Genomic DNA, 24,881 nt, shown 5'->3' with positions numbered 1-24,881 from the left:
CGCCTACCAGGACCACGACACGCCGGACCGGATGTATGCCGAGGCCGGGCTCGACGCCGCCGCCATCGTCGCAAAGGTCCAGGAGATCCTCCCAGAGCGCCAGGACGGACGCTCGCGCCTGCGCCTCGCCTGAGGCCTACCCCGGACGCGCTTGTTCCAGACTCTGAACGGTGACACAAGCGCCAGCGTTGCGGTGCGGCATGCGAGACGATTCGCGTTCCGCACCGCCGGCACCACGGACCGGCCGAGGATGTCCCTGCGGCGGCCGAGCCCCGTGAGGCGTTTCCCGTTCCATGACGATGTCGAGCGTGATGGCAGAGGCGACTGAGACCAGCCCCTCCGAGCCGGGTCCCGTGCTGATCACGGGCGCTGCCGGCTTCCTGGGCTCGGCGCTGGTCGACGTCTTCCGCGCCGCGGGCTTCCCCGTGCGCGTCCTCGTGCGCGCCTCGAGCTCGCGCCGGAACCTGACCTGGACGGATGTCGAGATCGCCGAGGGCGACATGCGCGACCCCGCCGCGGTCGCCGCCGCCATGCGCGGGCAGCGCTACCTCGTCCATGCGGCGGCCGATTACCGGCTCTGGGCGCCCGACATGGAGGAGATCGTCTGCACCAACCGCGACGGCACCCGGGTGATGATGCAGGCGGCCCTCGACGCGGGCGTGGAGCGGGTCGTCTACACCTCCAGCGTCGCCACGATCCGCCCGCCGGCCGATGGGCTCACGCCCTCCGACGAGACCATGCCGCTGACCCCCGAGACCGCGATCGGCGCCTACAAGCGCAGCAAGGTCGTGGCCGAGCGCGTGGTCGAGGAGATGGTGGCGAAGGACGGCCTGCCGGCCGTGATCGTGAACCCCTCGACGCCGATCGGCCCGCGCGACGTGAAGCCGACGCCCACGGGCCGAATCATCCAGGAGGCGGCGCTCGGCAAGATGCCCGCCTTCGTCGATACCGGCCTCAACCTCGCCCATGTGGACGACGTGGCGAACGGCCACCTCCTCGCCCTCGGGAAGGGCCGCATCGGCGAGCGCTACATCCTGGGCGGCGAGAACGTGCTGCTGTCGCAGATGCTCGCCGACATCGCAGGGATGGTCGGTCGAAAAGCCCCGACCGTGAACCTGCCCCGCGGCGTGGTCTATCCGATCGCCTTCTTCGCGGAACTCGCGGCGCGGGTCACCGGAAAGCAGCCCTTCGCCACGATCGACGGCATCCGCATGTCGCGCTACCGGATGTTCTTCTCCGATGCCAAGGCGCGGGCGGAGCTCGGCTACGGCGCGCGGCCCTATCGCGAGGGCCTGTCCGACGCGATCCAGTGGTTCCGCCAGGCGGGGTATCTGCGATGAGCGCCGCCCTCGACACGGCCACCGCGACGCGCTCCGGCAAGGGGCATCACGACGAGAACTTCCCCGTCGCCTCGCACCTGATCCATGCGCGCCACCGCCCGGCGATCCTCGCCTTCTACGATTACGTGCGCGCGGGCGACGACATCGCCGACCACAACGACCTCACGCCCGAGCGCAAGGTCGCGATGCTCGACGCGCTGGCCGACGCGCTCACCGGCGCCGGCCCCGCCGACCCCGAGGCGGATCCGCTGAAGCGGGAGCTGGCCGCGCGCGCCTTGCCGCCGCTGCACGCGCTCGAACTGCTCGACGCCTTCCGGATGGATGCGCGCAAGAACCGCTACGCCGACTGGAACGAACTGATCCATTATTGCCGCTACTCGGCGATGCCGGTCGGTCGCTTCGTCCTCGACGTTCACGGCGAGGATCCGGCCCGGGTCTACAGGACCTCGGACGCCATCTGCGCCGCGCTACAGGTGCTCAACCACCTGCAGGATTGCGGGAAGGATTTCCGCAAGCTCAACCGGGTCTACATCCCCGAGGAGACGCTGCGGAAGCATGGCGCCAGTGTCGACATGCTCGGCGAGGCCAAGGCCCCGCCGCAGCTCCGCGCGGTGATCCGGGAGCTGGCGGAGCGCACCCTTACGCTCCTCGACGAGGGCAAGACCCTGCCAGCGCTCATCGACGACACCCGCCTGTCGATGGAGATCGCCGCGATCCACCGGCTCGCCGTCCTGCTGACCCGCGGCCTGCTGACCCGCGACCCGCTCTCCGAGAAGGTCCACCACGGCAAGGCCGCCTTCGCCTTCATCGCGCTCGGCGCCGCTGCCGGCGCGCTGGCCCGCCGCCCCTTCCGCGGGCGCGCGGCGGCCTGAGAGACACCGATCATGACCGCCGCCGCCACCTCCGCCCATGAACCCGCCGCCGAGGCCCCAGCGCTCCCGGCCTCGGGCTCCTCGTTCTACACCGCCATGCGCCTGCTGCCGAAGGACCGGCGCGAGGCGATGTATGCGGTCTACGCCTTCTGCCGCGCGGTCGACGATGTCGCCGACGACGGCGGTCCCGCCGAGATCCGCGCCGCCGAACTCGACCGCTGGCGCGCCGATATCGACGCCCTCTATGCCGGCCGCCCGCCGGCGCGGGTGCGCGACCTCGTGGTGCCGGTCGAGCGCTACGACCTGAAGCGCGAGGATTTCCACGCCGTGATCGACGGCATGGCGATGGACGCGTTCAGCGACATCGTCGCCCCCGATTCGGCGACCCTCGACCTCTATTGCGACCGGGTCGCGAGCGCGGTCGGCCGCCTCTCGGTGCGCATCTTCGGCATGCCGGAAGAGGACGGGATCCGCCTCGCCTGGCATCAGGGCCGGGCGCTCCAGCTCACCAACATCCTGCGCGACATCGACGAGGATGCGGAGCGCGGCCGCCTCTATCTGCCGCGCGAGCGCCTCGCCGCGATCGGGCTGATCGATCCGACGCCGGAGGCGGCCATCGCGCATCCGCGCATCGGCGAGGTCTGCGCCGGTCTTGCCCGGGAGGCGGAGCATCATTACCGCGCGACCTGGGAGATCATCCGCCGCAGCCCGCGACGGGTGACCAAGGCCGCCCGCCTGATGGCCGCCGCCTACCATCTCTATCTCGACGCCCTGCTCAAGCGCGGCTGGGACGCCCCCCGCGCCCGGGTGAAGCCGGGCAAGCTCGCCCTCGTCGCGGTGGCGCTGCGGCACGGCATCGTCTGATGGGCACAACGCATGTCGTCGGCGCCGGCCTTGCCGGGCTCTCCGCTGCCGTCGCGCTCAGCGAGCGCGGCGGGCGCGTGGTCCTGCACGAGGCCGCCAAGCAGGCGGGCGGGCGCTGCCGCTCCTATTACGATCCGAGCCTCGGGCTGACGATCGACAACGGCAACCACCTGCTCCTGTCCGGCAACACCGATTCCCTCGACTTCCTGAAGGTGGTCGGCGCGCCGGCCGACGCCCTGACCGGGCCGGACGAGGCGGTGTTCGACTTCGCCGACCTGAAGACCGGCGAGCGCTGGGCTCTGCGCCCCAATGCCGGCCGCCTGCCCTGGTGGGTGCTGAGCCAGGCCCGCCGCGTGCCCGGCACCCGCGCCCGTGACTACCTCGCGCCGCTCGGCATCCTGAAGGCCGCTGCCGGCAAGCCGGACGGCGCGGGTGGCACCATCGGCGACGCCATGCCCTGCACCGGCGCGCTCTACGAGCGGCTCTGGCACCCGGTCCTGCTCGCCGCGCTGAACACCGATCCGCGCGAGAGCGATGTCGGGCTCGCGGCCACCATCCTGCGCGAGACCCTCGGCGCGGGGGGGCGCGCCTGCCGGCCCCTGATCGCGGTCAACGGCCTCTCGACGGCCTTCGTCGATCCGGCGATTCGCTACCTGGAGAGCCGCGGCTCGGAGATCCGCTTCGGGCGCCGCCTGCGCGGTCTGGAGCGGGTGGGCGGGCGCGTCACCCGCCTCGACTTCTCCGACGAGCCCGTGGCGATCGGCCCGGACGATTCGGTCGTGCTGGCGCTGCCGCCCTGGGTCGCGGCCGAACTGATGCCGGGAATCGCCACGCCGCAGAGCTACCGCTCCATCGTCAACGCGCATTTCGCCTTGGTTCCGAAGCCCGGCAGCTTGCTTTTCCTCGGCGTGGTGAACGGGCTGACCGAGTGGCTCTTCGCCTATCCGGACCGGTATTCGGTCACGATCAGCGGCGCCGACAGGCTGCTCGACGTGGCCCGCGAAGATCTCGCGCGGCAGATCTGGAGCGAGATCGCGAAGCTCGGCAATCTTGCCCCGGAACTGCCAAGCTGGCAGATCGTCAAGGAGAAGCGGGCGACCTTCGCCGCGACGCCGGAAGAGGCTGCGCGACGGGCAAGGCCCGAGACGGACGACGAGAATCTCGTCCTGGCAGGCGATTGGACCGCGACCGGTCTGCCATCGACGATCGAGGGAGCGATCCGCTCCGGACGGAACGCCGCGCGCGCCCTCGCGTGCGGTGCAACACGCACGCGCGTCGCGGCTTGAGGCATGGGACGGTCGCGTAAGGCGCGACTGCGAGAGGCGAGGACGATGAGAGAGGCGGTGAGCAAGATCGAGGCGCTGCAGCGGCCGAAGACGCAGGGCATCTCGCTCGACGCGGTCGAGCGCGGCATCGCGCAGGCGACGCGGGCGCTGACCAACCTCGCGCATGCCGACGGCCATATCTGCTTCGAGCTGGAGGCTGACGCCACCATCCCCTCCGAGTACATCCTGTTCCACCAGTTCCGCGCGACGATGCCGCGCGCGGGGCTCGAGGCGAAGATCGGCAATTACCTCCGCCGGACGCAGGGGCCGCATGGCGGCTGGGCTCTCGTCCACGAGGGCCCCTTCGACATGAGCGCCAGCGTGAAGGCCTATTTCGCGCTGAAGATGATCGGCGACGACATCGAGGCGCCGCACATGCGCCGCGCCCGTGAGGCGATCCTGTCGCGCGGCGGCGCAGCCAACGCCAACGTCTTCACCCGCTTCATGCTCGCTCTCTACGGCGAGGTGCCGTGGACCGCCGTGCCGGTGATGCCGGTGGAGGTGATGTTCCTGCCGAAGTGGTTCCCCTTCCACCTCGACAAGGTCAGCTACTGGGCGCGCTGCGTGATGGTGCCGCTCTTCGTGCTCCAGGCGACGAAGCCGCGGGCCAAGAACCCGCGCGGCATCGGCGTGCAGGAGCTCTTCGTCACGCCGCCGAATTCCGTGCGCTCCTGGCCGGCCAGCCCGCACGCCACCTGGCCGTGGACGCCGATCTTCGGCTTCATCGACCGCCTGCTTCAGCTCACCGAGAGCTATTTCCCCAAGGGCCGCCGCAAGCGCGCCATGGAGAAGGCCCGCGCCTGGGTGAGCGAGCGCCTGAACGGCGAGGACGGCCTCGGCGCGATCTTCCCGGCCATGGTCAACTCGGTGCTGATGTACGAGGTGATGGGCTATCCGCCCGACCATCCGCAGGTGCGGATCGCCTGCGACGCCATCGAGAAGCTCGTCGTCGAGAAGCCGCACGAAGCCTATGTGCAGCCCTGCGTGTCGCCGGTCTGGGACACGGCGCTCGCGAGCCACGCCCTGCTCGAGGCCGGTGGCGGCGAGGCGGAGGCGCAGGCCCGCGACGGGCTCGATTGGCTGAAGCCGCGGCAGATCCTCGACATCAAGGGCGACTGGGCCGCGGCCAAGCCGGACGTGCGCCCCGGCGGCTGGGCCTTCCAGTACGGCAACGCCCATTATCCCGACCTCGACGATACCGCCGTCGTGGTGATGGCGATGGACCGTGCCATGCGCCAGCACGGGCTGGTGGCCGGCATGCCGGACTACAAGGCCTCGATCGCCCGCGCCCGCGAATGGGTCGAGGGCCTGCAGTCGAAGGATGGCGGCTGGGCCGCCTTCGACGCCGACAACAACCACATGTACCTCAACCACATCCCGTTCTCGGACCACGGCGCGCTGCTCGACCCGCCGACCGCGGACGTGACCGCCCGCGTCGTCTCGATGCTCTCGCAGCTCGGCGAGACCCGCGCGACCTCGCAGGCCCTCGACCGCGGCGTCACCTATCTCCTGAACGACCAGGAGGAGGACGGCTCGTGGTACGGCCGCTGGGGTATGAACTTCATCTACGGCACGTGGTCGGTGCTCTGCGCCCTCAACGCGGCCGGCGTCGACCCGCAGAGCCCCGAGATCCGCAAGGCCGCCGCCTGGCTCGTCCGCATCCAGAACCCGGATGGCGGCTGGGGCGAGGACGCGTCGAGCTACAAGATCGACCCGGCCTTCGAGCCCGGCTCCTCCACCGCCTCGCAGACCGCCTGGGCGCTCCTCGCCCTGATGGCGGCGGGCGACGCCGACGACCCGGCGGTGACCCGCGGCATCAACTTCCTGACCCGCACGCAGGGCGCGGACGGGTTCTGGAACGAGGAGCGCTACACCGCCACCGGATTCCCGCGGGTGTTCTACCTGCGCTATCACGGCTATCCGAAGTTCTTCCCGCTCTGGGCGATGGCCCGCTACCGCAACCTGAAGCGCGGCAATTCCCGGCAGGTCCAGTTCGGCATGTGAGGCCGGGTTTCGGGAGCCTCGCTTCCGGACGCTCAAGGATCCGCGACCTGCCCCCTCTCCCGTTCGGGAGAGGGCTGAGGTGAGGGCGAGGAGCATCCGGAGAGATCGCCTCGGTCTGCGCTGGGCCTCTCCTCCCCGCAAGGAGGAGGGGAAACGGTGCCCCTTCCGGCAGGGTTGGATCCCTTCTCCCGACTGTTGCTGATGCTGGAATCTCCCCATCATCGATCTGCCGGCGGCGACATCCGCAACGGCAAGACGAGCGATTTCGGGACGCCAGTCGAATCGCCCTTGTGACCATGCGGTCACAGGCCGGCCGCAATCGGGCTGGTATGAAGACTGCATTCCCGATGGCGTGCGCGCCGCACGCCCGCTCCTGCCGCCTCCTGGGATCCATGCCTCTCGCCGAGCCTGCTCAGCCCGCCCGCATGCGCGACCTCCTCGGGCTCGCAGCGCTCGGACTCCCGGTTCTCGCCGTGACAGGCCTCGCCAAGGAAGGCCGCCTCGCCTCCGGGCCCGGCGTCGAGGCGATCGGTGCGGGCGGCAACCCGGCCCGCCTCGCCGCCCTGCTCGCGCGCCGCACCGAGGCCGGCTGCCGCGCCGTGGTCAGCATCGGCATCGCTGGCGGGCTCGATCCGGATCTCGTGCCCGGCAACGTGGTGGTCGCCACCGGCGTGGTGGCAGCCGAGGCGCGCTACGCCGCGGATCCGGTTGTGGTCGAGGCGCTGCTCGCCCGCCTCGACCGGCCCGGCCTCACCGTCCGCTCCGGCGACCTCGCGGGGGTCGACGCCGCAGTCATGACCCTCGACGGCAAGGCCGATCTCTGGGCGCGCAGCCAGGCCGCGGCCGTCGATATGGAATCACATGTGGCGGCCGCCTTCGCCGAGCGGCACGGGTTGCCCTTCGCCGCCATCCGCGTGGTCTGCGACCCGGCCCACCGGGCGCTGCCGGCCTTCGCGGCCCAGGCGCTCAAGCCCAACGGCGAGCCCGACATCCTCGCCGTGCTGATGGCGCTCGCCCGCGGCGACGCCCGCATCGGTGGCCTCGTCCGCCTCGCCCGCGATTCGAAGGCCGCCTTCGCCGCGCTCACCCGTTGCCGCGCCCTGCTCGGCCCGGGGCTCGGCATCCCCCTCCCCGAGGCGGAGCAGCTGCCCGAGGCCGCCTGAGGGCAGCCAACGCGGGAGGCCGACGGCTCCCCCCGCGCTTCGCTTTGTCTCTCGTCCTGACATGCGCCCCGCTTCAGCGGGGCGCCTGCTCGCTCACCACTGGTAGCGCAGACCCGCCGTCACGCCGTGCGCGACGCCCGACCGGAGGCCGATCGCGGCCTGGTAGTCGACGCGCCAGCCAAGCTGCTCGGTCAGGCTGCCCTGAAGGCCCGCGCCCGCGGTGACGAAGTCGTCGCGCAGGAAGGGCACCGCCAGCACCGCGCTCGCGAGGCTGTTCTGGACGCTGGCGAGCCGCACCGCGGCGGAGCTGCCCTGTGGCCCGGTCGCGAGGTTGTAGGCGACGCGGATCGAGGGGATCAGGTCGCCGAAGCCGGAGAAGGCCGCCTCGGCGCCGAAGCGCGCGGTGGTCTGGAGCACGGTGAGGCCGCGATAGGCGATGTTGTTGCCCGCCGCGCCCGTCTCGGTGAAGCCGTCGACCCGGCCTGAAAGATGCGTGATCCCGGCGAAGGGCGTCAGGCGGAGGCGGTCGGCCTGGACCGGGACACCGACCTCGCCGTCGAGGGCGACGGCGCTGCCATCCGTGCGGCCCGACGCCGTGAGCCCGTAGGCGCCCGGCCGCCGGATCCGGTCGAGGCCGACATCTGGCGCGCCGCCCACGATGCCCTGCGCGTAGAAGTCGGATCCGTAATAGCCCGCATAGGCCGAGACCGTGACGGCGCTGTGCTCCTGGGCGAAGCCGCCCGGGCGGCTCAGCGAGCCGCCGCCGCCGCCCACCGCGATGCCCGCCCGCCAGGGGCCGGTGAAGGGCAGGTCGAGGCCGACCGTGCCCTGGGCGATGGTGCGGTCGAGGGCGAGGCCGCCGTTGCGCGGCTGATCGGCGAAGACGAAGTCGCCGCTGACCCAGAGGCCCCAGCCCTGGCCCGCCCAGGCGCCCGCACCACCGGCGCCGCGGCGGAGGGCCGAGAGGTGATCCTGCACGCCGCGCGTGGAGGAGGCGGCGAAGCCCAAAGTCGCGCCGCCGAGCCCCTGCAGCACGGTCGGCGCCGTCTGCTTCATCACGGCGAGCGAGAGCGGGTCGACATAGGTCGGCAGCGTCAGGAGGTAGGCGAGCAGCACCGAGTCGTTGTTGATGCCGGCATCGTAGCTCTGGCCGTTGATGCTGCCCTGGCGGGTGAGGAAATCGTTGTCGTTGCCGACGAGCAGGAAGTAGTCGTTCGGCGCCCGCTCGCTCAGCACCGGCACGAGGCCGAGCGCCTCGAACTTCTCGGAGAGCGTCGTCTGCGTCGCCGGATTGGTGTTGAGGTTCATGCCGAACCGGCCGAGCTGCACCGGGTTCAGCAGGTTGACCACCTCGGTGGCCTGGACCGGCCGGATGTCGGGGCGCAGCACGCCGCCCGGCGCGGCCGGCGTCGTCGTGGTGTCGAAGGTCGAGCCGGCGATGTTGGTCGCCTGGGCGATGTCGACGAGGAGCACGCTCTTGAAGACGATCGGCGTGGTGTTGCCCGTGCCGAGCCCGTTCGAATCGCGCGCGAGCACCAGGAACTGGGTGTCGTTGAGCGCGATCATCTCGCTCTGGGCCGCGGTGCGGTTCGCCGCCTGCCCGTTGCCGTTGTCGCGGTAGACGGGCAATTGCAGCACGTATTCGCGCACGGGTGCGCTCGGCACCGGGTTGGCGGCGATGTCGTAGACGAGGATGCGCGTGTTGGCGCGCGTCTGCTGGTTCGCGGTCGAGTCTTGGAGCGGCGCGCTCTGGAGGATGGTCACAAGGCTGCGGCCGTCCGGCGTGAGCGAAAGCGCCTCGAAGCCCTGGTTGTTGCGCCGGCCGGTATCGGGCGGGTTGAGCGAGTTGAAGTTGAGCTGGCCGTTGGTGCGCGGCCGCAGCGCCTCGGGCACGCCGAGCACGCCCTGGAGCTGCCCGTTGGCGTTGAAATAGTAGACGTTCGCGCCGTACTCGTCGCTGACATAGAAGGACCCGTCGAGGCGGCGGGCGAGGCCTTCCGCGTCGAGGCTGACCCGGCCGGCGCTCGGGCCGGTCGCGGCCGAGGGCAGGATCGCGCCGAGCTGCGTGAGAGTGCCCGTCCCCGGATCGAAGCCGCTGAACCGGCGGCCGAGCGCTTCGGTGAGCACGATGCCGCCATCGGGCGTCAGGGTGATCTGGCGCTGCGAGGCGGTCGATTGCGGGAGGCTGGCGCCGGGCTCGGGCGTGAAGGTCAGCCGGAACCGGTTGAGGCGGCCGGCATAGTCCGTGAAGATGCCGCCGTCCGGATTGTTGTAGCCGCGGTCCGGCAGCGTGTAGAGCGTGCCCGTATAGGTGTCGCCGACCCGGCGCCAGCTCGCGAGATCCACCGCCAGGGCCGAGAACGAGCCCAGCGTGTCGCCGAGGAAGTCGCGCGTCGTGGCGGGAAGGCGGCCGACGCCCTGCAGGCCCAGATTCGTGATCGTCGTGCCGTTGAGGGTGGCCGAGACCGGCTCGTCGGCCAGTTGCAGGTTCGGCCGCGTCACCGTGATCGATTGCGCCGACGCCGCGCCTGCCATCAGGGCGAGCAGCCCCAATGAGCCCGCGGCCCGCGCCGCGGAAGTCCGTACCACCATTGCCCCAGCCCCCTCGTCAGCCTTTTGCGGCTGTCCGCGCGGCAGGTAGCGGCGGCTCGATGACGGTTGCGTGTCGGCGGCCTGGGAATTCCGCCCTGGGAGCGGCCCGGGCTCCTTGGCGTGACGCACCTGCCACAGATGTGGCAGCGAAACATCCGGATACGAAAAGGCCCGCGCTGCCGGAGCTGCGCGGGCCTTCTCAAGAGCGTGTGCCTTCGATCAGGCGGCGGTGCGCTTGCGGGCTTCCTGCTTCGTGTCGATGCCGGCCGCTTTGATCTCGGACAGCTTCTGCGCGACGTTGCGCGAGAACACGAACTCGGCCGGGCGCTGGCCCTCGAGGCTGATCTCGGGGGCCATGTCGCCCTCGGTCTTGATGCCGCGGATGGCGTGGACCAGCGGCTTCCACGGCTTGCGCACCGAATCGACCACCGAGGAGGCCTCGTAGCCCGAGTGGACCATGCAGTCGGCGCACTTCTCGTAGTTGCCGGTGCCGTAGGCGTCCCAGTCCGTGGTCTCCATCAGCTCCTTGAAGGTGGCCGCGTAGCCCTCGCCGAGCAGGTAGCAGGGCTTCTGCCAGCCGAACACGGTGCGGGTCGGGTTGCCCCACGGGGTGCAATGGTAGGACTGGTTGCCGGCCAGGAAGTCGAGGAACAGGCCCGACTGCTGGAAGGTCCACTTCTCGCGGCCCTTCTCCTTGCCGTGGCGGAACACGCCGCGGAACAGGTCCTTCGTGGCCTTGCGGTTGAGGAAGTGCTGCTGGTCCGGGGCGCGCTCGTAGGCGTAGCCGGGCGATACGGTGATGCCGTCGATGCCCATGCGGGTCACCGAGTCGAAGAAGTCGGCGATCTTGTCGGCCGAGGAATTGTTGAAGAAGGTGCAGTTGATGGTGACCCGGAAGCCCATCTCCTTGGCCTTCTTGATCGCCGCGACGGCCTTGTCGTAGACGCCGCGCTGGCAGACCGACTGGTCGTGCATCTCCTTGTCGCCGTCGAGGTGGATCGACCAGGTGAAGTACGGGCTCGGCTTGTACTCCTTGATCTTCTTCTCGAGCAGGAGCGCGTTCGTGCACACGATCGCGAACTTCTTCTGCGCGATGATGCCCTCGACGATCTGCGGAAGATCCTTGTGGAGAAGCGGCTCGCCGCCCGCGATCACCACCACGGGCGCGCCGCATTCACGCACCGATTCGAGAGCCTCGGCGACCGGAAGGCGCTTGTTGAGGATCTCGTCCGGGTAGTCGATCTTGCCGCAGCCGGCGCAGGCGAGGTTGCAGCGGAACAGGGGCTCCATCATCATCACCAGCGGGTAGCGCTTGCGGCCCGTGAGGTGCTGCTTGAGGATGTAGCCGCCGATCTTCGCGACGTACCGGAGGGGAATGCCCAAGTTGCGGCTCCTGTTCTGTTGGCCCCGGCTCAGCGGGGCTGCTTAACGCGAAAACGTGCCCGGTTCCAGCGCTCTAGCTTGGAACGAATCTCGAAAGCGCCCTATTCGGCCGTCGACGCATCACGGATCTCGGAGATGACGCAACGGTGCCACAACCGGGCCTCTGCCCTCCCGCCTCGAACGGGTGCAGCAAAACATTGCGCGCGACAGACCCGGCGAATGCGTCGGCAATGCGACCGGGTGAAGCGAAGCGACGTTGCCGCCCGCGGCGCTGTGCCTTATCGCACAGGCCTCTACCGCAGTGCAAACTGAGCCGTGGAGATCCTGCGCGGATCGCGCCACCGATGGGTGTCGCAGCCTGCGCTCGGTTTGCAATCGTGGCGCCGCGCCATTACTGAGCGCAGGACTCGCGCCTGGGCATTCCCGTCGCGGCATGCCCGGGCCGTGCCCGGTTCCGGCATCGTCCTCGGAAGCCCGGCCGGCCCGGCTGGCGGGAGACTTCCCGACGATCGGGCGTTGCGCGAGAGGGACCTGTGGCATGCGCCTCGGCCGGGCGGGCCCCGCGCGGGAACATCCGGCGCGCATCGTGCGTCTCGAAACCGTGACCGCTGGCCGGGATCGTTTGTGACGGGCGGCGCATCCTTATAGAGGGGCCCCTGGCGCGCCGCGCTCCAGGGCGCGTCCCAGGTAGGCAGGATACTCGTGATCGAACGACTCGTCGCGTCCTCCGTCCGGCACCGCTGGATCGTCATCGCCCTGATCGCGCTGCTGACGGCCGCGAGCGGCGGCCTCGCTGCCCACCTGTTCCGGATCAACACCGACGTCGAGCGCCTGATCGACCCGAAGGAATCGTGGCGCCAGGACGAGATCGAGTACGAGAAGGCCTTCCCGCAGCGGACCAACACCGTGGTCGCGGTGATCGACGGCAAGACGCCCGAGCAGGCCGAGGAGGCCGCGGGCGCGCTCACCAAGGCGCTCGCCGTTCACAAGAACCTCATCGAGACCGTCTACCGGCCCGATGGCGGCCCGTTCTACGACCGGAACGGCCTGCTGTTGATGTCCCAGGCCGAGCTGCAGAAGACCACCGAGCAGCTCGTGCAGCAGCAGGGCCTGCTCGGACCGCTGGCCTCCGACCCGTCGCTGCGCGGCGTGATGCGCGTGCTCTCGCTCGGCGCCCGCGGCGTGAAGAGCGGCGACGCCAAGCTCGAAGACCTCGACAAGCCCATGGGGCAGATCGACGCCACGCTGCAGAAGGTGCTGAACGGCGAGCCGGCGCGCCTGTCCTGGCAGCTCCTGCTCTCCGGCGGCGAGACCAAGTCCACGGACCTGCGCAAGTTCGTGATGATCAAGCCGGTCCTCGACTTCAACGCGCTCCAGCCTGGCTACACCGCCACCAAGCTGATCCGGAACGTCGCCAAGGATCTGAAGATCACGCCGGAATACGGCCTGACCATGCGCCTGACCGGGCCCGTGGCCGTGGCCGACGACGAGTTCGCGACGCTCTCCGACGACGCCTTCCTCAACAACGCGGTCACGGTCGGCGCCATCGTGCTGTTCTTGTGGCTGGCGCTGCGCTCGGCACCGCTCGTCGTCGCGGTCATCATCACCACCTTCGCCGGCCTTGTGGTGACGGCGGCGCTCGGCCTCGTCATGGTGGGCGAGCTGAACCCGATCTCGGTAGCCTTCGCCGCCTTGTTCGTCGGCCTCGGCATCGATTTCGGCATCCAGTTCGCGGTGCGCTACCGGGCCGACCGCTACGAGCAGCCAACCCTGGAGGCAGCGATCCGCGCGGCCGCGCGCGGCGTCGGCTGGTCGCTGACGCTCGCCGCCGTGTCGCTGATCGCCGGCTTCTTCGCCTTCCTGCCCACCGCCTTCCGCGGCGTGTCCGAACTCGGCCTGATCGCCGGCGCCGGCATGATCGTGGCCTACCTGTTCTCGCTGACCCTGCTGCCCGCGCTCATCGCGGTGTTCCAGCCCAAGGGCGAGAAGGAGGCGGTGCGCACCTCCTGGATGGCCGGTGTCGACCCCTGGATCATCGAGAACCGCAAGGCCGTGCTCATCGGCGTCGGCCTGATCACGCTGGCGGGTGCGCCGCTCCTGTGGAAGCTGCCCTTCGATTCGAACCCGATGCATCTGCGCAGCCCGAAGGTCGAATCGATCGCCACCTATCTCGACCTGATCAAGGATCCGGCCACGAGCCCGAACGTGATCGACGTGCTGGCCCCGAGCGTGGACGCGGTGCCCGCGGACTCGAAGAAGCTCGCCGCCCTGTCCTCCGTCGCCGAGGTCATGAGCATCGACACCTTCGTGCCGCGCGACCAGGACAAGAAGCTCGCCCTGGTGGCCGAGACGGCGGAACTGCTCGACCCGGTTCTGAACCCCGGCCGCAAGCCGCCGCCGCCGACCGATGCCGACAACGTCAAGGCCCTCAAGGAGGCCGCCGCCGCCCTCAAGGGCATCGCCACCGGCGATTCCTCCGGCGCCAAGACCGCCGGGCGGCTCTCCGGCACCCTCGACAAGCTCGCGGAGGCCCCCGTCGCCAAGCGCGAGGCAGCCTCCGTGGCGGTCACCACCGATCTCGGGCCGCTGCTGAAGCGCCTGCGCGAGCTGCTGCACCCGGAGAAGATCACTCTCGACAACCTGCCGCCCCAGCTCAAGGCCGAGTGGGTCGCCGCCGACGGGCGCGCGCGGATCGAGCTGCACCCGAAGGGCAATTCGAACGACGACGAGGTGCTGCGCAACTTCGCCAACGAGGTGCGCACGGTGGCCCCGCATGCGACCGGCGCGCCGGTGGCGACGACGGCCTCGAGCTACACCATCCTCGGCGCCTTCGTGCAGGCGGGCGTGACCGCCTTCGTGCTGATCTTCATCATCCTCTCGGTGGCGCTCCGCAAACCCTGGGACGTGGCGATGACGCTCGGGCCGCTGGTGCTCGCCACCCTGTGGACGCTGATGGCGCTCTATGTGATCGGCATGCCGCTCAACTTCGCCAACATCATCGCGCTGCCGCTGATGCTCGCCGTGGGCGTCGCCTTCCACATCTACTACGTGATCGCGTGGCGGGCGGGCGTGGTCGACATGCTGGCCTCGAGCCTGACCCGGGCGATCTTTTTCTCGGCGCTGACCACCGGCACGGCCTTCGGCTCGCTCGTCCTGTCGAGCCATCCGGGCACGGCGAGCATGGGCAAGCTGCTCGCCCTGTCGCTGTTCTTCACCCTGGTGGCCGCCTTCTTCGTGGTGCCGGCCTTCCTGGGCCCGCCCCCGGTGCAGCCGGACGAGGACCGGCCCGAGGGCGACGCCGCGGCCAAGGATCCGCTGATCTCCGCCCGCCAGGCGGAGGCGGTGCCGGTGAAGTGACCGGGACCGAGTTCCGTCTGGACGATTCCATGCCGCGCACATAGATTCGTGGCATGGTTTCCTTCGCGCTCGAAACGATCGGCGACGCGCTCACGGACCTCATCCGTCGGGCAGAAGAGGGCGAGACCGTCGTGCTCACCCGCAACGGCCGTCCGGTCCTGGATGTTGTCCCTCATCGGAAGGGCGGTATCGACCTCGCCGCCGGGGATGCATTCCTGCGCGCGCGCGGTATCGACAACCCGTTCCCCTATGTCGCAGACGACTTCGATGCGCCGCTCCCGGAGGATTTCCTGATCCGGCCCGAAGCGTGAAGCTTCTGATCGACACGCATATCTTCCTGGCGCTCACGCCGCAGCGCCGCATGGATCTGGATGCGCGTATGGCCGCGCTCCTCAGTGATCCATCCCATCGGGTATCGGTCAGCGTCGCGAGTCTCTGGGAAATCGCGATCAAGAACCGTCTCGGCAAGCTCAACCTTGGCATCCTGCGGGCTGATCTGCCGCTCTACGTCCAGAGTCTCGGCATCGAGCTGCTGCCAATCAGCGCGCGCCATGCGGTCACGGATATCGACCCGTTGCCGCCGACGCGCGATCCTTTCGATCGCCTGCTTTTGGCGCAGTGCCTCGTCGAGGGATGCAGACTGGTCACCGTCGACGGTGCCCTTCGCGATCACCCGCTCGCTTTCCGGTTCTCGTCGTCCTGAACGCCGTATCCGTGTCGCGGCGGCCCTGCATGCTCGGATCGGAGCCTATCGCGGCTTGAGCGCGCTCCGCTCCAGAAAATCCGAGAACCCGCCGCGCTGCATCCCGGTGCGCTCCACGGCCGCTCGCGCCGCCGGGTCGATCAGCGCGTCGCGCTCGGCGGCGTAGGCGTAGCCGGGCGCCTCGCCCGGGAAACCGCCCGCGGTGGCCGGGTGGGTATAGAGTTCGGTGAGCCCGTCCGGCAGGTCGGCGAGGAGGCCTGCCACGCGACGCGGCGTCATGGCGCCGGACCAGGCGAGGCCGAGGGTGCGGTCGGGGATCAGGAGCCCGGCCTGTCGCGCCCGCACCGCCAGGAGCGCGGCCCAGGGCGCGGTGTCGAGGGCGGCGCGCGGGTTGGAGCCGGGTTCGGCCCGGCGCAGGATCTCGCGGGGCTCGCGGGGGACTCGCAGGGCCCGCATGCCGAAATCGCGCCCGATCCGCAGGACCGCGCCCGCGATCAGCGGGTGGATGTGGAAGTGCTTGTGCGCGTTGACGTGGTCGAGTGCTAAGCCAGTGGCGCGATAGGCCTCGAACTGGGCTCGGATCTCGGCTGTGAGCTGTCGCCGCGCCGCAGGCTTCAGGGCGAGGTCGAGACCGAGCCGCTCCATGTCCCGCCGCATCAGGCCTTGTGCGTCGGTGAGGTCCGGCAGGTCGGCGGCCGGCAGGGTCGGCCAAGCCTCCACGAGGACGAGGTGCAGTCCGACGCGCAGCGATGGCAGGCGGCGTGCCCGCGCCACGGCATCGGCGGCGGCGGGGGCGGAAACCATCAGGCTGGCGGCGGTGAGGATGCCCTCGCGATGCGCCTGCTCGACGGCCTCGTTGACCTCTGAGCTGAGGCCGAAATCATCCGCCGTGACGACGAGCCGCTTCAAGGGGTGCTCCTGATCCGGGTGTCGAGAGGGATCATCCCTCTCGCGGGTCGAGGGCAGAGCCCTCGAACGAGAACGGCCGGGCTCTCGCCCGGCCGTGAACGGTCTCTGAGTTGGTTTTGAGGCTCTGGCTCAGGCGGCCTTCGAGACGCCTTGGCGCTCGCGGAGGAAGTGCCAGAATTCGACGCCCTCGCGGAGGCGGCGCTTCATCATGTCGGGCGAGCGGACCATCTCGCTGACGATCGAGGCGATCTTCGGGGCGCGGAAGTAGAACTTCTTGTAGAACTCCTCGACCGCCGCGAAGATCTCGGAATGCGACAGGTGCGGGTAGTGCAGCGGGGCGATCTGCACGCCGTTCTCGTCGACGAGCTCGGCATTCTCCACGTCGAGCCAGCCGTTCTCGACCGCCTGCTTGTAGAGGAAGGTGCCCGGGTAGGGCGCGGCCAGCGAGACCTGGATCGTGTGCGGATTGATGCGCTTGGCGAAGGCGATCGTCTCCTGGATCGTCTCCTTCGTCTCGCCCGGCAGGCCCACGATGAAGGTGCCGTGGATGGCGATGCCGAGGTCGTGGCAATCCTTGGTGAACTTCTCGGCGACCTCGACGCGCATGCCCTTCTTGATGTTGTTCAGGATCTTCTGGTTGCCGGACTCGTAGCCGACGAGCAGCAGGCGCAGGCCGTTGTCCTTCAGCACCTTCAGGGTCTCGCGCGGCACGTTGGCCTTGGCGTTGCAGGACCAGGTGACGCCGAGCTTGCCGAGTTCGCGCGCGATCTCCTCGGCGCGGGGCAGGTTGTCCGTGAAGGTGTCGTCGTCGAAGAAGAACTCCTTCGTCTGCGGGAACTCCTTCATGCAGTACTTGATCTCTTCGATCACGTGCGCGACCGAGCGGGTGCGATAGGTGTGCCCGCCGACCGTCTGCGGCCAGAGGCAGAAGGTACAGCGGCTCTTGCAGCCGCGGCCGGAATAGAACGAGATGTAGGGGTGCTTGAGGTACCCGATGAAGTACTTCTCCATCTCGAGATCGCGCTTGTACACGCTCGTGACGAAGGGAAGCTGATCCATGTCCGTCATGATCTCGCGATCCTCGTTATGGATCACGACACCGTCGGCGTTGCGGTAGGACAGGCCCTTGATCTCCGACATGGGCACGCCGTCGGCGACTTCCTTCACCGTGAAGTCGAACTCGTTGCGGGCGCAGAAATCGACCACCGGGGCCTGCTCCATGGCGCCGGCGGCGTCCACGGCCACCTTGGCGCCGATCAGGCCGGCGACGAGCTTCGGGTTGGCCTTCTTGAGCGCCTCGATGGTCTTCACGTCCGACTTGAAGGACGGGACCGAAGTGTGGAGCACCACGAGGTCGAAGTCGTTGGCCTGGGCCACGATCTCCGGCAGCTTGATGTTGTGCGGCGGCGCGTCGATCAGCTTCGAGTTCGGCACCAGGGCGGCGGGCTGGGCCAGCCAGGTCGGATACCAGAACGACTTGATCTCGCGCTTGGCCTGGTAGCGGGAGCCGGCGCCGCCATCGAATCCGTCGAAGGTGGGGGCCTGGAGGAAGAGCGTGCGCATGGGGTTCAAGGCCTCAGTGCAATGCTGGTTGCGATGAGCGAGCGGGAAACAGCAGATCAGATCAGGCGGTCGGCGCCTCAGCATCCTTGCTGAGCTGCGCTTCCGGGATCAGCGTACCGTCCGCAACCACGCGATAATCGTGACCTTTCCATGTCACCGCCCCCGATACGAACCCCCAGGAGAAGTTCGCGAAGGAGAGGATGTCGCGGATCGGCAACAGCCAGTAGGGATGCGAGTCGAGGCCGAAGGCCCGCTCCAGGCGCATGCAGAGGACGATGCGGCAGGCGAGCGCCAGGGCCGCGACCGCGAGCGCGGCGGTGCCGGCGCCCGGCAGGAGCGCGCCGATCAGGGCGAGCGGGAAGGCGTGGGTGACGACGGAGCCGGCATAGCCGGCCGGGTCGACGTTGCGGATGGTGCGGTTCCAGCGCAGCTCGTGCCGCCACAACCCGCGGATGTCGGTATCGACGCAGGTATGCCCGATGGAGAAGTTCGGGATGGCGACCCGGCCGCCGAGGCCGCGGAGCGCCGCCCCGAGCTCGTAATCGTCGGCGAGGTCGTTGCGGATGCGGTGGAAGCCGCCGATCGCCTTCAGCGATTCGGCGGTGAAGGCGATGGTCGAGCCGAAGCAGGGCTTGGCGAGGCCGAGGCCCACCCCCATCACCACGTTGGGCAGGAACTGCACGTCGATGGCGAGCGCCGAGAGGTGGGCGTAGACGCCGCGATTGGCCGGGACGCCGTGATAGAGGCAGGTCACACCGGTGACGCCGGGCTGCGACAGCGCCGCGACCACGCGCTCGAGGTAGTCGGGCCGCACCACCATGTCGCTGTCGGCGAGCACCACCACCGTATGGGCGATGCGCTCGGCCATGTTGATCAGGTTCGAGACCTTGCGGTTCGAGCCGTGCTGGCGCGCGTCGATCACGAGGTCGATGCGCAGGGACGGATGGGCCGCCTGCAGGCGCTCGACCACGCCGATCGCCGGATCGGCCGCGCTCTGGATGCCGAAGACGATCTGGACCGGGCCGGCATAATCCTGGCGGCAGAACGTCTCCAGGTTCTCGTAGAGGTTCGGCTCCAGGCCGCAGAGGGGCTTCAGCACGGTGACGGAGGGGCGCGCCGCGTCCTCGGGCAGGCGCACGGGCTCGGCGTCAGCGAAGCGCCCGGCGAGGTAGGCGGCGGTGAGGCCGTAGACGCAGCCGACCACCGCGATGAGCAGGAGGATCGGCGAGAGCCAGGTCATGTCCCAGAGGGTCATCGGGGAATCGCTCGGTCTCGGGAATTCGGCGGCCGCGGACGCGGCGTGAGGGGCGCGTGATGCGCGGTGTTCAAGGCGTCGGTTTGGCCGAGAGCATGCCTTCGGTGCGCTGGCGCAGGAATGTCAGCAGCCCGTCGGCGCCGCCGGCCTTCAGGGGTTGGCTGAAGCTCGTGCGCTGGCCGGCGACCTCGCTGACGTTGCCGTTGAGCAGCACGTCGGTCACCTTGTTCTCGGCGTTCAGGACGAAGTCGATCTGCGATTCGTCGCCGTCCGGCGTGGTGACGCGGGTCTGGACGAGGCTGCCGCCGTTGCGCTTCTCGGCGCTCTGCACCTCGAACTTGCCGCCCGCCGCCTGCTTCAAGCGGTTGGCGTAGGTGGTGATGAAGTTGCGCCGGAACGCCTCGGTGATGGCGGCCTGCTGCTCCGGCGTGAATCCGGCCCAGGGCTGGCCGACCGCGAGCTTCACCATGGCCGGGAAGTCGAAGGTCTCCTCCAGCACCGGGCCGACCGAGGCGACGCGCTCCGGCAGCGGCGGCACGCCGCCGCGCAGGGTCTCCTCGAAGCGCGCATAGACCTTGCGGACGGTCTCGAGCGCGGGCTCGTCGGCGGCGCGGGCCGGGCCGGCGACGAGGGCGAGCGCGAGCAGGCCGAGACGGATCAGGCGCACTTCTTCAGGTCTCCCTCTGAGTCGGCGTGCCGGGCGGCGGGCATGCGCGGCGGTGCGTAGCTGTAGAAGGGGCCGAGCGTCGCCGGCTGCAGGACGGGGCCCAGGCGCTCGCCGAGAAGACGGCCGCGGGCTTCATCCGTCTCCGCGGCCTCCGCGCGCTCGGCCCGGTGCCAGAGCACGAGGCCGGGCACGCCGACCAGAACGTCGGCGAGGCGCTTGACCAGCGACAGGGCGAGCGCCGCCTCGGCCGGGATGCCGAACAGGGCGCAGAGCGCGATCAGGCCGCCCTCCTGCGCGCCGAGCGCGCCGGGCACGGCGAAGGCCGCGCCGCGCACCGCCTGGGCGAGGCTCTCGATCACCAGCGCCTCGGCGAAGCTGACCGGGTAGCCCATGAAATGCAGGCAGACATAGACCTCGCAGGTGCCGATGACCCAGCCGACGAGGTGGACGAGGATGCCGGAGGCGACCCGGGCCGGGGCGCCGTAGAGCCGGCGCAGGTTGTCGTAGAGCACGTCCACCGCGCCGAGCGCGCGCCACTCGCGGCCCGAGGCGAAGCGGGAGAGCAGCGCCTGGATGATGCGGTGCCCGGCGCGGCGCTGGATCAGGTAGAAGGCCGCGAGCGCCGGCGTCGCCACGGCGAGGCCGCCCGCCACCGTGCGCACGATCGGCCCGTCGCCGGCGAGCCAGACGAGGAAGCCGAGGCCGGCCACCGTGAACAGGAGCTGCGTCAGCGCCTGCGTCATCAGGTCGACGAACATGCTGGCGCCCGCGAGCCCTCCGGAGAGGCCGCGGCGAGTGAGCAGGCGCGCGCCCACGAAGTCGCCGCCGACGGTGGCCACGGGCAGGAGCGTGTTGATGCCCTCGCGCACGAAGCGGAGGTTGATGCAGGCCAGCAGGCTCGGGCGCGCGGCGGCGGGGAAGATCACGAACCAGCCGAAGCCGGCCCAGGCCACCGCGACGGCGCGCGCGAGTACGACGATCAGCGCGCCCCAGCCGGCGCTCACCACCGCGGCGGCCACGTCTTCCAGCCCGGAGGACAGGAACAGGCCGACCACCGTGCAGAGACCCACGATGAGGGCCAGGGTCGTCAGACGCTTCATGGTCTACTGCAAGCTCGTGGTGGCTTGTTGCTGGAATCTCGCCGCGTTTCAGACCGAAAAAGACCGCCGCGGTTGGGGAGACAGCGCCAAGTTGCAGCAATGGCCGGCAATGTCTATCACCCGAGAGACACAGTGCGCGCCAAAGCGGCACCGGGCTTTTCGCCCTCGGCAAACGACCGCAAAAGACCGCGACCAAGGGGACTGAACGATGGACCGCGAATCACCCATCACGGCCGGCGAGGCCGTGCTCGACGACGCGCACGCCGCCGGGTACGGGGCCGGCCGCGAGGGGCAGCCCGGCGTGCCGGCGCCGCAATCGCCGGTGATGGCCTGGAACGAGTGGGACCCGCTGGAGGAGGTCATCGTCGGCTCCCTCGACGGCGCGACCATCCCCACCCATCACCTCACCGTGATCTTCAACCTGCCGCGGGCCGCGCAGCCCTTCTACCGCTTCGCCAGCGGCTGGAAATACCCGAAGTTCATGAAGAAGCTCGCTCAAGCCGAGCTCGACAACTTCATCAAGATCCTCGCCGGCGAGGGCGTGAAGGTCCGCCGCCCGGATTCGATCGACTTCTCGAAGAAGTACAAGGCCCCGCGCTGGTCCTCCCGCGGCTTCTGCGTCGCCTGCCCGCGCGACCCCTACCTCGTCATCGGCGACGAGATCATCGAGAGCCCGATGTGCTGGCGTTCGCGCTACTTCGAGGGCGACGCCTACCGCGCGCTGTTCAAGGAGTATTTCAGGGCCGGCGCGCGCTGGACGAGCGCCCCGCGCCCGCAGCTCATCGACGATCTCTACAACTACGATTACCGGGTGCCGAACCTGAAGGCCGGCGAGCCCATGCAGTTCACGGTCAACGAGTTCGAGCCGGTCTTCGACGCGGCCGATTTCGTGCGCTGCGGCCGCGACCTGTTCGTGACCCGCTCCAACGTGACGAACCTGATGGGCATCGAGTGGCTGCGCCGCCATCTCGGCCCGGGCTTCCGCATCCACGAGATCGAGAGCCGCTGCCCGCAGCCGATGCACATCGACTCGTCCTTCATGCCGCTCGCTCCCGGCAAGGTGCTGGTCAACCCCGACTACGTCGACGTCGAGAAGCTTCCCGCCGTGCTCAAGAAGTGGGACGTGCTGATCGCCCCGCGCCCCGACCCCGTCGAGGGCTTCATGAGCAAGATCTCGATGTGCTCACCCTGGACCTCGATCAACGTTCTCGCCATCGACGAGAAGAAGATCGTCGTCGACCAGAGCCAGCCCACGCTGATCAAGGCCCTGAAGGACTGGGGCTTCGACCCGATCCCGGCGCCGTTCCTGTCCTACGGCCCGTTCGGCGGCTCCTTCCACTGCGCCACCCTCGACGTGCGCCGCCGCGGCACGCTGAAGTCGTACTTCTAGGGCGCGGCGGGCCGGACTCGCCCGGCCACGCGCGTGACGACAGCCCGCATCGGCTTGCGCCGGTGCGGGCTTTTCTATGCGGTGACGGCTCCCGGGGCGCCCGGTCGGCAGAAATCGAGGAAGGCAGCGGATGTCCGCAGGAACAGGTCGCCATGTCGTCGTCATCGGCTCCGGCGCGGTCGGGACGGTGAGCGCGCTCGAATGCCTGCGGGCGGGACATCGCGTGACGGTGGTCGATCCGGGACAGCCCGGGGGCGAGCAGGCCTCGAGCTACGGCAATGCCGGCTGGCTCTCGTCGCATTCCGTCATCCCGCCGGCCGAGCCGGGGATGTGGCGGAAGGTGCCCTCCTTCCTGCTCGATCCGCTCGGCCCGCTCTCGATCCGGTGGGCCTATCTGCCGAAGGTCCTGCCGTGGCTGGTCCGCTTCCTTCTGGGAGCCAGGAATGCAGGCCAGATCGAGCGGACGGCCCAGGCCATGAGGACGCTGCTCGTCGATGCGCCGAAGCTCCATGCGGCCCTCGCCGCCGAGGCCGGCGTTCCGCACCTGATCGAGCGCCGCGGCGTCCTGCACGTCTATCCCGATCGCGCGGCCTTCGCGGGCGATGCCCGATCCTGGGCCCTCCGCCGCCGGGTCGGCGTCGATTGGCTCGAACTCACGGCGGAGGAGCTGCGGCAGCGGGAGCCCGAGCTGCATCCGCGCTACACCTTCGGCCTCGTGGTCGAGGAGGCAAGGCATTGCCGCGATCCCGGCAGCTATGTCGCGGCCTTGTCCAAGCTGGCCTGCGAGCGTGGCGCCGCCTACATCACGACCCGGGCGACGGGCTTCCGCCATGAGGGCGGACGTCTCAAGGCGGTGACGACGGAGCAGGGCGAGATCGCCTGCGACCGCGCCGTGGTGGCGGCCGGTGCGCGCTCCAAGGCGCTGACCGCATCCCTCGGCGACAGACTGCCCCTGGAGAGCGAGCGCGGCTACCACGTGATGATCCCCGATGCCGAGGCCGGCCCGCGCACGCCGGTGATGGCGTCCGATGCCAAAATGATCGCCAATTTCATGGATGGCGGCCTGCGCGCGGCCGGCCAGGTCGAGTTCGCTGGGCTGGCGGCGGCGCCCAACTGGAAGCGCGCGGACATCCTGCGCGACCACCTGATCGCGATGTTTCCGAAACTGGCCGGGACGGTGTCTGCGGACCGCCTGCGCGTATGGCTTGGGCATCGTCCGAGCATGCCGGACGGGCGCCCCTGTATCGGACCGGCCCGGACGACCTCCGACGTGATCTACGCCTTCGGTCACGGCCATGTCGGTCTCGTGGGCTCGGCGCGGACCGGACGCCTCGTCGCCCAGCTCGTCAGCGGTGCGGAGCCCGAGATCACCCTGGCGCCCTTCGACCCTCGGCGCTTCCTGTAGGGTCGGCCGATCCCGGTCGAACGGGCTCCGGAACCTGTGATAGTCTTCCGAGTCGCCGGATCACCTCACGCGGATGCGACGCGCAGCGTATGACGGAACGCGCCTTCGCGCGGTCCCTCGTCCCTGCGGACCCATCGCGCGGCACGTCCCCGGCACGGGAGATGGCGCATGGTCGTCCTGTACTCCTATCCCAGCCTGTTCGGCGTCGCCGACAATAACGGATACGGGCTCAAGGTCTTCGCCGTCCTCAGGCTGGCCGGCCTGCCCTTCACGCACGAGCACATCGTGGACGCCTCGGCCGCTCCGCGCGGGCAGCTGCCCTACATCGTCGATGGCGGGGACACGGTCGGCGACAGCGACGCCATCATCGCCTATCTCACGCGTCGGTACGGCCTGACCCTCGATGCGGGGCTCACCCCCGCCCAGCGGGACACGGCGCACCTCGTCACCCGCATGCTCGACGACCTGTACTGGGTGATGTCCTACTCGCGCTGGAAGGACGAGCGGTTCTGGCCGGCATTCCGCGATGCCCTGCGCCGCGAGCATCCCGAACTGACGGACGCATTGCTTCTGAAGGCGCGGGACTTCAACGCGCAACGCTATCATTACCACGGGATCGGCCGCTACGCGCCGGCCGAGGCTTATGCCCGCGGCGTCGCAGACCTTCAGGTTCTCGCCAATCTCGTCCCCGCGAGCGGGTTCGTGTTCGGAGAGAATCCGACCAGCATCGATGCCGCGATCTACGGGTTTCTGGCGAATATCCACTTCTACAGCATCGAGACGCCGCTCAAGGAATTCGTCTCGGCGCACACCAATCTGGTCGATCATTGCACGGCGATCCACGAGCGCGTCCGCCACGACGAGGCGAGCTCCGCTGACTCATGACGCGAGCGGCCCAGGGCGTCGGAGCACGCGCCCTTGCCGGTGTGGCGGACTGTCGATTTTCGCTTGAAAGATACCAACCAGTCTGTATTTAAGGGCCCATCAAT

At 69.6% G+C, this 24,881-nt stretch carries 19 protein-coding genes; 12 read left to right on the top strand and 7 right to left on the bottom strand.

From position 1 onward, the window contains the following. The first annotated feature begins 311 nt into the window (after positions 1-311). The 6 genes from hpnA (at position 312) to MTDSW087_RS12585 (ending at position 7,568) form a co-directional block, all read left to right on the top strand. Positions 312-1,340, top strand: coding sequence for a hopanoid-associated sugar epimerase (gene hpnA / locus MTDSW087_RS12610; RefSeq protein WP_144764324.1), 1,029 nt, complete (start codon positions 312-314; stop codon positions 1,338-1,340). Further along, a complete protein-coding gene (gene hpnC / locus MTDSW087_RS12605) occupies positions 1,337-2,212 on the top strand; it encodes a squalene synthase HpnC (RefSeq protein WP_144764322.1) in 876 nt (291 codons plus the stop codon). Before hpnA ends, hpnC begins: the two co-directional genes overlap by 4 nt. A gap of 12 nt (positions 2,213-2,224) precedes the next feature. Further along, positions 2,225-3,076, top strand: a complete 852-nt coding sequence (hpnD, locus tag MTDSW087_RS12600; protein ID WP_144764320.1) for a presqualene diphosphate synthase HpnD — start codon at positions 2,225-2,227, stop codon at positions 3,074-3,076. Beyond that, positions 3,073-4,362 carry a hydroxysqualene dehydroxylase HpnE gene (gene hpnE, locus MTDSW087_RS12595; RefSeq protein WP_144764338.1) on the top strand — a complete coding sequence of 430 codons (1,290 nt, stop codon included), beginning with the start codon at positions 3,073-3,075 and terminating at the stop codon, positions 4,360-4,362. The genes hpnD and hpnE overlap by 4 nt, the downstream gene beginning before the upstream one ends. 45 nt (positions 4,363-4,407) lie before the next feature. Next, the gene (gene shc / locus MTDSW087_RS12590) at positions 4,408-6,405 is read left to right on the top strand and encodes a squalene--hopene cyclase (protein ID WP_144764318.1); all 1,998 of its coding nucleotides are present in this window, start codon (positions 4,408-4,410) and stop codon (positions 6,403-6,405) included. A gap of 392 nt (positions 6,406-6,797) precedes the next feature. Further along, positions 6,798-7,568 carry a phosphorylase family protein gene (locus MTDSW087_RS12585; RefSeq protein ID WP_373321921.1) on the top strand — a complete coding sequence of 257 codons (771 nt, stop codon included), beginning with the start codon at positions 6,798-6,800 and terminating at the stop codon, positions 7,566-7,568. 93 nt (positions 7,569-7,661) lie between these two features. On the opposite strand, the gene MTDSW087_RS12580 is transcribed toward MTDSW087_RS12585, so the two are convergent. Then, the gene (locus MTDSW087_RS12580) at positions 7,662-10,160 is read right to left on the bottom strand and encodes an esterase-like activity of phytase family protein (RefSeq protein ID WP_144764316.1); all 2,499 of its coding nucleotides are present in this window, start codon (positions 10,158-10,160) and stop codon (positions 7,662-7,664) included. A gap of 219 nt (positions 10,161-10,379) precedes the next feature. Further along, positions 10,380-11,543, bottom strand: coding sequence for an adenosyl-hopene transferase HpnH (gene hpnH, locus MTDSW087_RS12575; RefSeq protein WP_144764314.1), 1,164 nt, complete (start codon positions 11,541-11,543; stop codon positions 10,380-10,382). Between the two features lie 702 nt (positions 11,544-12,245). Between hpnH and hpnN the strand changes: the two genes are divergently transcribed. The 3 genes from hpnN to MTDSW087_RS12560 are packed head-to-tail and all read left to right on the top strand — an operon-like array spanning position 12,246 to position 15,603. Beyond that, positions 12,246-14,900 carry a hopanoid transporter HpnN gene (hpnN, locus tag MTDSW087_RS12570; RefSeq protein WP_144764312.1) on the top strand — a complete coding sequence of 885 codons (2,655 nt, stop codon included), beginning with the start codon at positions 12,246-12,248 and terminating at the stop codon, positions 14,898-14,900. A gap of 53 nt (positions 14,901-14,953) precedes the next feature. Further along, positions 14,954-15,211: a type II toxin-antitoxin system Phd/YefM family antitoxin gene (locus MTDSW087_RS12565; protein ID WP_144764310.1), complete on the top strand. Its 258-nt coding sequence runs from the start codon at positions 14,954-14,956 to the stop codon at positions 15,209-15,211. Continuing rightward, the gene (locus MTDSW087_RS12560) at positions 15,208-15,603 is read left to right on the top strand and encodes a type II toxin-antitoxin system VapC family toxin (RefSeq protein WP_144764308.1); all 396 of its coding nucleotides are present in this window, start codon (positions 15,208-15,210) and stop codon (positions 15,601-15,603) included. The genes MTDSW087_RS12565 and MTDSW087_RS12560 overlap by 4 nt, the downstream gene beginning before the upstream one ends. A 45-nt stretch (positions 15,604-15,648) precedes the next feature. On the opposite strand, the gene hpnK is transcribed toward MTDSW087_RS12560, so the two are convergent. From hpnK to MTDSW087_RS12535, 5 genes are all read right to left on the bottom strand, one after another. Next, a complete protein-coding gene (hpnK, locus tag MTDSW087_RS12555; RefSeq protein WP_144764306.1) occupies positions 15,649-16,512 on the bottom strand; it encodes a hopanoid biosynthesis-associated protein HpnK in 864 nt (287 codons plus the stop codon). A 129-nt stretch (positions 16,513-16,641) separates the two neighbouring features. Then, positions 16,642-18,075: a hopanoid biosynthesis associated radical SAM protein HpnJ gene (gene hpnJ, locus MTDSW087_RS12550; RefSeq protein ID WP_144764305.1), complete on the bottom strand. Its 1,434-nt coding sequence runs from the start codon at positions 18,073-18,075 to the stop codon at positions 16,642-16,644. Between the two features lie 61 nt (positions 18,076-18,136). Continuing rightward, positions 18,137-19,330 (bottom strand): bacteriohopanetetrol glucosamine biosynthesis glycosyltransferase HpnI, encoded by a 1,194-nt coding sequence (gene hpnI / locus MTDSW087_RS12545; protein WP_144764303.1) that lies wholly within the window; start codon positions 19,328-19,330, stop codon positions 18,137-18,139. A 70-nt stretch (positions 19,331-19,400) separates the two neighbouring features. Then, positions 19,401-19,997, bottom strand: a complete 597-nt coding sequence (locus MTDSW087_RS12540) for an MlaC/ttg2D family ABC transporter substrate-binding protein (protein WP_144764301.1) — start codon at positions 19,995-19,997, stop codon at positions 19,401-19,403. Further along, positions 19,988-21,097 carry a flippase-like domain-containing protein gene (locus MTDSW087_RS12535; protein WP_144764299.1) on the bottom strand — a complete coding sequence of 370 codons (1,110 nt, stop codon included), beginning with the start codon at positions 21,095-21,097 and terminating at the stop codon, positions 19,988-19,990. The genes MTDSW087_RS12540 and MTDSW087_RS12535 overlap by 10 nt, the downstream gene beginning before the upstream one ends. Before the next feature lie 208 nt (positions 21,098-21,305). Between MTDSW087_RS12535 and MTDSW087_RS12530 the strand changes: the two genes are divergently transcribed. The 3 genes from MTDSW087_RS12530 (at position 21,306) to MTDSW087_RS12520 (ending at position 24,777) form a co-directional block, all read left to right on the top strand. Beyond that, entirely contained in the window at positions 21,306-22,487 is a 1,182-nt protein-coding gene (locus MTDSW087_RS12530; RefSeq protein WP_144764297.1) for an amidinotransferase, read from the top strand. A gap of 130 nt (positions 22,488-22,617) precedes the next feature. Beyond that, entirely contained in the window at positions 22,618-23,892 is a 1,275-nt protein-coding gene (locus tag MTDSW087_RS12525; protein ID WP_144764295.1) for an NAD(P)/FAD-dependent oxidoreductase, read from the top strand. A 168-nt stretch (positions 23,893-24,060) separates the two neighbouring features. Further along, positions 24,061-24,777 (top strand): glutathione S-transferase C-terminal domain-containing protein, encoded by a 717-nt coding sequence (locus MTDSW087_RS12520; RefSeq protein WP_144764293.1) that lies wholly within the window; start codon positions 24,061-24,063, stop codon positions 24,775-24,777. Positions 24,778-24,881: the final 104 nt, after the last annotated feature.

It is taken from the genome of Methylobacterium dankookense (assembly GCF_902141855.1).
GTDB classification, from domain to species: Bacteria; Pseudomonadota; Alphaproteobacteria; order Rhizobiales; family Beijerinckiaceae; genus Methylobacterium; species Methylobacterium dankookense.
The sequence above is the reverse complement of the archived record's forward strand: the minus strand, read 5'-3'. Positions and strand labels throughout refer to the sequence as shown.